The 6,579-nt window shown below is 38.7% G+C and carries 4 protein-coding genes and 9 tRNA genes; 1 reads left to right on the top strand and 12 read right to left on the bottom strand.

Translation table 11 applies throughout. From position 1 onward, the window contains the following. Nucleotides 1-46: 46 nt before the first annotated feature. The 10 genes from AC4G3O_RS10995 to AC4G3O_RS10950 all read right to left on the bottom strand — a co-directional run bounded on the left by AC4G3O_RS10995 (nt 47) and on the right by AC4G3O_RS10950 (nt 2,231). A tRNA-Asp gene (locus AC4G3O_RS10995) sits at nt 47-123 on the bottom strand. 109 nt (nt 124-232) lie between these two features. Further along, nucleotides 233-309, bottom strand: a tRNA-Asp gene (locus AC4G3O_RS10990). 108 nt (nt 310-417) lie between these two features. Beyond that, nucleotides 418-510, bottom strand: a tRNA-Ser gene (locus AC4G3O_RS10985). 134 nt (nt 511-644) lie between these two features. After that, nucleotides 645-720: transfer RNA gene (locus AC4G3O_RS10980), tRNA-Ala, on the bottom strand. 15 nt (nt 721-735) lie between these two features. Next, a tRNA-Pro gene (locus AC4G3O_RS10975) sits at nt 736-812 on the bottom strand. An 8-nt stretch (nt 813-820) separates the two neighbouring features. Beyond that, nucleotides 821-897: transfer RNA gene (locus AC4G3O_RS10970), tRNA-Arg, on the bottom strand. Nucleotides 898-913: 16 nt separating this feature from the next. After that, nucleotides 914-999 (bottom strand) — tRNA-Leu (locus AC4G3O_RS10965). 14 nt (nt 1,000-1,013) lie between these two features. After that, nucleotides 1,014-1,088 (bottom strand) — tRNA-Gly (locus tag AC4G3O_RS10960). An 8-nt stretch (nt 1,089-1,096) separates the two neighbouring features. Further along, a tRNA-Leu gene (locus tag AC4G3O_RS10955) sits at nt 1,097-1,178 on the bottom strand. Nucleotides 1,179-1,742: 564 nt separating this feature from the next. Then, a complete protein-coding gene (locus AC4G3O_RS10950; RefSeq protein WP_491136177.1) occupies nt 1,743-2,231 on the bottom strand; it encodes a hypothetical protein in 489 nt (162 codons plus the stop codon). Between the two features lie 467 nt (nt 2,232-2,698). Here AC4G3O_RS10950 and AC4G3O_RS10945 point away from each other — a divergent pair, with 467 nt between their 5' ends. Beyond that, nucleotides 2,699-3,433 carry an alpha/beta fold hydrolase gene (locus tag AC4G3O_RS10945; RefSeq protein ID WP_140461393.1) on the top strand — a complete coding sequence of 245 codons (735 nt, stop codon included), beginning with the start codon at nt 2,699-2,701 and terminating at the stop codon, nt 3,431-3,433. 344 nt (nt 3,434-3,777) lie between these two features. On the opposite strand, the gene AC4G3O_RS10940 is transcribed toward AC4G3O_RS10945, so the two are convergent. After that, nucleotides 3,778-5,781 (bottom strand): FtsX-like permease family protein, encoded by a 2,004-nt coding sequence (locus tag AC4G3O_RS10940; protein ID WP_491136176.1) that lies wholly within the window; start codon nt 5,779-5,781, stop codon nt 3,778-3,780. After that, nucleotides 5,771-6,538 (bottom strand): ABC transporter ATP-binding protein, encoded by a 768-nt coding sequence (locus AC4G3O_RS10935; RefSeq protein ID WP_491136175.1) that lies wholly within the window; start codon nt 6,536-6,538, stop codon nt 5,771-5,773. Before AC4G3O_RS10935 ends, AC4G3O_RS10940 begins: the two co-directional genes overlap by 11 nt. Nucleotides 6,539-6,579 lie beyond the last annotated feature (41 nt).

Here is a 6,579-nt window from a genome sequence, read left to right as displayed (position 1 = left end):
CCTTTGCTCTACCGACTGAGCTACTGAGCCAACTTCATTATGTAAATGGCGGTCCGGACGGGACTCGAACCCGCGACCTCCTGCGTGACAGGCAGGCATTCTAACCAACTGAACTACCGGACCATTTTATTGTGGGAATAATATTTGAAGCTGCGACCTTCGCGTTATGAACCCTTCAAGTTACCAGACTTCTTCACCCCGCAACGCTATAAATATTGCTTTAGATAATATATGGCGGTCCGGACGGGACTCGAACCCGCGACCTCCTGCGTGACAGGCAGGCATTCTAACCAACTGAACTACCGGACCATTTATTGTGGGAATAGTATTTGAAGCTACGACCTTCTGGTTATGAACCTTACAAGTTACCAGACTGCTCCATCCCGCAACGCTATAACTATTGCTTTAGATAATATATGGCGGAGGAAGAGGGATTCGAACCCCCGCGCGGTTTAACCCGCCTCCCGGTTTTCAAGACCGGTCCCTTCAGCCAGACTTGGGTATTCCTCCATATATATAATAAACCTTGTAGGACTCGAATCTATGACAGAACGATTATAATCCGTATGCTCTAAACAACTGAGCTACACCGCCAAAACCAAAATCCTATTGGGTTTAAATTAGTCTTGGGTTTAAATTAGTCATGGTGGAGCCTAGCGGGATCGAACCGCTGACCTCCTGCGTGCAAAGCAGGCGCTCTCCCAGCTGAGCTAAGGCCCCATTTTGTTATGAAAATGGTCGGGAAGACAGGATTCGAACCTGCGACCCCTTGGTCCCAAACCAAGTGCTCTACCAAGCTGAGCTACTTCCCGCAAAAAAATGGCGCGCCCGAGAGGAGTCGAACCCCTAACCTTTTGATCCGTAGTCAAACGCTCTATCCAATTGAGCTACGGGCGCATTCTGCAAAAACTAGTGCCGAGGGCCGGTCTCGAACCGGCACGGTAGTCACCTACCGCAGGATTTTAAGTCCTGTGCGTCTGCCAATTCCGCCACCCCGGCATATCACTTGGCATTGGAGCGGAAGACGGGATTCGAACCCGCGACCCCCACCTTGGCAAGGTGGTGTTCTACCACTGAACTACTTCCGCATAATAAGTGCGGGTGAAGGGAGTCGAACCCCCACGCCGTAAGGCGCCAGATCCTAAGTCTGGTGCGTCTGCCAATTCCGCCACACCCGCATGTTTATAGATGGTAAGCCATGAAGGACTCAAACCTGCAATCCTCGAGCTTCTAATTGATTAATTTCAAACTCTCTCGTTGACTGCTTTATTATTTTAATCTGTATTTATCTATATTTCAATAAGAAATATATGGAAATATTAATTTATTTTTCTTCCTATATCAAAAAGATTAAACATCTATGAATGCATTTATCCTACACAGGAATACAGGTTCTTTTATACGGTGTTAGAGCCCTTGTTTATAGCTATATAAACAACTCAAGATCCTTAATATCCCTTTTATTTTCAAATTATCTTAGAAGACATAACTATCATTTTACTGTTTGAAACGGAAAGAGTGATATTCCCAGCACCATTAGAAATATAGATACCAATTCTAGTATAAAAAATCTCCTATCTTCTCCATTTAACTTTTGAAGATCTAATAAATTGAATTTTAGCTTTTAGAGATTTTTACTCGCTTTTCCAATTAACTTTTACCTACTTAACAATGCCTTTAATGATTCTGATATCAAAAACCAAAAAGTTGCCGTGTATTTTCTTTAAAATATGTAGATATATTTAATTCATCTGGTCATAGATAATTGCTTTGAATATCTGTTTGAGTTCTTTTGATGTTTTTCCACGAAGCCATTCGACCTGGTCAATTGGCAGCGTAAGCTTAAGGGTGATCTTTTCATCAGGCATCTCGACTTTCCTGATGTCGGCAAGGGAAATCCCCTTATCAATGTCTGGAAAATCAATCTGGTTCTCATCGATATGGTCAATGCCCTGGTGCTCAAAGGGATCATCGATCACGCAATTCAAGTTCAACTGCGGTAGACGGCCAGGAATTGATTTTATGTACATGAATGAGCTGATTACTCGACTATCGCTCAGCTCAATTTCAGCGATAATGCTCTCGCGACTGCGATATTTCTTTAAGGCAACCTCGCTCACAATGATGTCGAGCTCCAATGAAAATCCGGATGAAGTTTCCAATATATATATCGCACTATTAAAAATATAGATTTCTTCACCGTCAAGATTCACCGTTTTTACGCCAACCATGTCATTCCCCTCCAAAGAGACCGTCGGGAACATTCCCCCACCCGGCTTATTTTCTTTTATTCTACTAAATCATGGTAGTTCCTCCAAGCGTAGCTTCTCGGCGATGGCAATGACATTCGGATGCTCCTTCAAAACCAAAGCGGGAAGGCCTCAGATATTTCGCCTTCAAATAGCTGTTTTACTATGGCACCTTCTTTTTACAAAAACAAACAGATGCATCACTCTGCTTTCCATGATGGTGTTGAACACCTTAGTGATTGCTTGCTCCGGCACATCTATAAAATTGGTGAAAAAACCGGCGTTTGCCTTGCGCTTCGATTCAGCGAACGATGTAGACTTACAATTCTTACTTGATTAAGAAACCGAATTACCTGCTTTATGCTTTAGAAAGAATTTATACATAGCTTAGAAGCTCTTATGCTAAAATTGAAATTGTATATCATTTATGAAAGAGAAGAAGGCATTTTATGAAGAAGATTATTACTATTAGCTTAGGTATATTATTGATTATTTTTGTGTTGGGTCTTACCGGCTTCTATTTTTGGTCCCAACAAACGTACAAAGCATCAGAAGAAGTTACATCATACATAAATCTAGATGACATTCAGACGGAAGAAAACTGGCTTGTGTTCGAACCAATAGAAAAACCAAAAAGCGGGATCATTCTTTATCCTGGTGCAAAAGTAGAGCCTGAAGCATATAGCTACTATGCCCAGGGTTTAGCGGATAAAGGTTATTTGGTGATTGTCCCGAAAGTTAACCTGAACTTTGCCATACTCGATATTAATCAGGCGGATCTAATTATAGATGAGTTCAGTGATATAACGAATTGGTATGTAGGCGGGCATTCACTTGGCGGCGTAGCCGCAGCATCTTATGCATACGATCATCTCGAAGATGTAAGAGGTTTAATCTTATTGGGTTCCTATCCGAGCGATTCCAATAATTTTTCAGAAACTGACCTCCCCATCCTCTCCCTGTATGCCGAGTTTGATGGGTTAACGACAACTGATAAAATAGCTGATACAAAACATTTGCTTTCGTCTGAAGCAACTTTATATGAGGTTAAAGGCGGAAACCATGCCCAATTCGGAATGTATGGAACGCAAGATGGAGACGGAAAATCCACGATTTCAGCAAAAGAACAGCAGGATGAAATAATAGAAGAAACGTTAAAATGGCTGACTCAATATCAAAGATAAGGGCCCAGTTTCTTTTAACACATCTGATACTGTAATAGCCCACCCGTTTTACGGGCGGGCTATTTTAAACTTTTATCTTTCATTTGAGGTAACCGCGCCTCACAAGCGCTATTATTTCTGACTATTTTAAATAAAACCCATAGTCTCTTCACAGATGTTTTTCAATTATTCAATTACACTACTAATAATCTCGAACCATTATTCCTTTTACTAGTATGATTCCCCATAGATTCAGATATTCGTTCTGAAACAGTAAATTTTGCAATTTAAAATCACCTACAAGCTCTAATTTAAACAGTAAAAAAGCTGTGCCAAAACAACTCATTTTTGACACAGCTTCTCTTTTAATTTTTCACAATGCGCTTGTACCCTGAATATGTTGCTATGAAATAACCGCCATATACAATAATCATAATTAACGCCGTAAACAAAGCCGGTATGAAAACGGAAGGTTGACCCATCATCAGAAGTTCCTGATTGACCACTTTAATTCCAAAAATCGAATGGATGATTGCTAAAGACAATGGCATCATGAAGTAAATAAATACCTGACCGAATATCGCCTTGTTAATTTCCTTACTTGTTACACCTATTTTTCTTAGCATGCTATAGCGCTCCATATTATCACTCGCTTCAGATAACTGCTGAAGCGCCAGTACAGCTGCACTTGAAATGAGGAACACAATCCCAAGATAAATACCAATAAAGACAATCATTGTAGACGATCCAATACTTTGGTCATACAACATTTGCTTAGTCATTACGTTGACATAAAAACCATATTTAGAATAAACTTCTTCATTTTGAGTTAAATGATAAAGCTCGTCTTCATTTACTTGACTATTACTACTGTAATTAACATTAGACAGTGACATATTAGGTGTCATACCTTCAATAGCTTGATCTGGAACAATCACGGTAAATGCAACTCTTCCTGGATAATCATTTATATATTGTACGTACTCTACTTGACGATTAACAATCGTATAATCCATAGCGTTCAATTGAATGGACTGATTTTCTTTAATATAGGCATTCACTGCATCAAAATAAGTCTCATCATCTGATATGAGGAGTACTTCTCCTTTATTAAACTTTTTCGGTTCAATGTCTTGCATTTGCAAAAGCTTTACATAATCAGATTCTTTCATCAATAAGATTTTTTTACGAGAGATTGCCATATCAAAGTATTGTTCTAACTCTGCATTTGCAAAAGGACGCAATAATTCGTTATACGTAGAATCCGCTTCATATAATTCAAAGGAACTATTTTCACCCATCTCATCCAAGTCCATACCCAATATTTCAATCGCTTGATCTATATTCTTTATTTGCGTATCTTCTTTTCCATACAGGTAGAATGTTGCATCATACGGCACTTGATTTACAAGCTGTTTTTCTCCCGCCGTCTTTATGCTAAATCCTGTTGATAAAACACCAATTGTGAAAAAGAGCATTAAGCAAATGATAGTCATGGATACAAAGGTTGTATTTACCTTGCTGCTTATTTGGCGTAGAACAAACATATTTAAGCCTTTAAAATATATAGTATTATTTCTTTGCAGCATATTAAGAGCAAATCCAGAAAGAGACATAAAAAACAAAAACGTTCCAAGTGACCCCAGTCCAACGCAGGTCCACGTGACAGTCAAACTTTCTGTTAAACCATACTTTAAAATAACAGTATAAGCGATCCCAAGAGTAATGAAGGATAAAACAAAGAACGCGATTGATGTTGATATTTTTCGGATCTTCAGGCTTTCATTTTTTCTAGCGGCTGTTAGCAAGTCGATGAGCTTATACTTCGAAATCACTAAACTATTAAAGATCATAACGAACAGAAAGATAATCCCAAAATAGCTCATTGTTTTGAACATCGCTTCACTGGAAAAGACGACTTCGAACTTAGTCATATCTGCCTTAAATAACGAAACCACTAGAACGGACAATCCTTGAGATATAAATATTCCCAGTAATAATCCGGCCATTAACGATAAAACACCTATAAAAAGTGTTTCCATTACAACTATTAACGATATACTATATTTACTCATACCTAGCGTCATATAAATTCCGAGCTCTTTTTTTCGTCGTCTGATTAAGAAATTGTTTGCGAATAAAATCAGAAACCCTAACACAATCGAAACAAAAACAGATACTATTGAAATTAATTGTGTTATCGATTGAATCGTTTCCGACTGACTGGCACTTAAACTAGACATAGCTGCCGAAGCTGAAATCGAATTAAAGCTATAAAATATACAGACTGCAAATGTTAATGTTAAGAAATAAATTGCATAATCCTTGAAGCTTCTCTTCACATTGCGAGCAGATAATTTAAATAACATTATTCGTGTCACCTCCGAGAAGTGTTACCACCTCAATGATACGGCCGAAAAATTCTTTCCTCGTATCATCACCTCTCACCAGTTCATTAAAAATTTCCCCATCTTTAATAAACAAGATCCGATGTGCATAGCTTGCTGTAAACGCATCATGTGTGACCATTAAAATTGTAGCCTGCAACTCCTTATTTAATTTCTCAAATGAATCTAGCAGTAATCGGGCAGATTTTGAGTCAAGTGCTCCTGTCGGCTCATCAGCGAGAATTAATGACGGGTTCGTTACAATTGCTCGGGCTGAAGCAACACGTTGTTTTTGTCCACCCGACAGTTGATATGGGAACTTATTTAATACCGCCGTAATCTCTAATTTATCGGCAACTTCATTTACTAGCTTTGTAATATCAGCCGGCTTACGACCTTGTATCGTTAAAGCGATCGCGATATTTTCAAACGTTGTTAATGTATCGAGCAAATTAAAATCCTGAAAGATAAATCCTAGCTCATCCCGGCGGAACTTCTCAAGCTTTCCAGCCTTTAATGTCGTAATATCCTGACCATTTATATGAATATGACCCGTTGTTACATGATCAATTGTAGAAATACAATTCAACAGTGTCGTTTTCCCGCTGCCTGAAGGACCCATAATACCAACAAATTCCCCTGGTTTTACATCAAAACTTATATGATTAATGACTTTTGACACATTTCCTTTATTACCATAGTATTTTTCTATATCTTTTACTTCCAGAACTGTATTCATAACAACCTTCTCCTCTCTTTTATGCTTTTAGTATATCCCCC

Source organism: Bacillus sp. z14 (2026) (genome assembly GCF_058313575.1).
This window is presented reverse-complemented; position numbering and strand designations above follow the sequence as displayed.

Coding starts and splice junctions, on each gene's coding strand:
- AC4G3O_RS10950 (WP_491136177.1), bottom strand. CDS start 2,231: ATGGTTGGCGTAAAAACGGTGAATCTTGACGGTGAAGAAATCTATATT.
- AC4G3O_RS10945 (WP_140461393.1), top strand. CDS start 2,699: ATGAAGAAGATTATTACTATTAGCTTAGGTATATTATTGATTATTTTT.
- AC4G3O_RS10940 (WP_491136176.1), bottom strand. CDS start 5,781: ATGTTATTTAAATTATCTGCTCGCAATGTGAAGAGAAGCTTCAAGGAT.
- AC4G3O_RS10935 (WP_491136175.1), bottom strand. CDS start 6,538: ATGAATACAGTTCTGGAAGTAAAAGATATAGAAAAATACTATGGTAAT.